Here is an 812-nt window from a genome sequence, read left to right as displayed (position 1 = left end):
GTTAAGCTTTACAACATAGACGATAGCAGCTTTATTGACCATGAGTACTACCCAAAAGATTTAGTGCACTGGCAAGATAATAACAAATAAGGTTAGGAATTAGACTCATGCGTGATACTCGCAAAGACAGTGATTATTTTGAAACCCTATTGGTTGATTTTGAAGAAGCGCTAAACGAAACCCAAGCAGCGCTAGATAATGGTAACTTCACCTCACCAAGTGAACGAGTTGATGTTTGTCAGCGCTTGTACCAATTAGCTATTATGCGTGCGGTCAGCCATTACTCATACGGCGCACATTTAGGTGATGTAAGACGTTACGTATTGGAAATATTGCCATATCGCAAGCAACTAACCGAATACTGCGATAAATTACCTGCGCCTCATCAGTTCTATCGTAATGCTTTTGAAAAGTTAGGCGGACAAGGTGATGCCGTTGGCTCTGAAAATATCAACCGATACATTTATACCCTCTGGTGGTTGTCTTTATTACAGGCCTGTGAAGCTGACCAAGCGCACCTTGACGAAGTACTCGCCATTATTGGCGAGCAAGGCAAAGACGCCTTGCTTGATAACATTGCAATTGCTTTAGGTGATGTTAATCGCCCTATTTCTCCAACACTTTATTACCCCGACGTGTACCAAGCATTACATGATGCATTTAGCGCAGAGCCTGAGCAACAAACCATATTGCTCAATCAATTTATTGAACAATGGTACGCACAATTAGAAGATGCTGATTGGCATGAAAACCATGAGTGTGATTGTGAGTTTGAGTATACGGATTATTATATTGGCTACTGGTGTTTTGAG

1 protein-coding gene is annotated in these 812 nt (G+C 41.4%); it reads left to right on the top strand.

Translation table 11 applies throughout. The features are described 5' to 3' along the window. Positions 1-107 precede the first annotated feature (107 nt). Positions 108-812, top strand: a 705-nt coding sequence (locus ABD005_RS18110) for a PoNe immunity protein domain-containing protein (protein WP_343819157.1), incomplete at its 3' end; no start/stop codon positions are given.

The organism is Colwellia asteriadis, assembly GCF_039523295.1.
Classification (GTDB): Bacteria; Pseudomonadota; Gammaproteobacteria; order Enterobacterales; family Alteromonadaceae; genus Colwellia; species Colwellia asteriadis.
The sequence above is the reverse complement of the archived record's forward strand: the minus strand, read 5'-3'. Positions and strand labels throughout refer to the sequence as shown.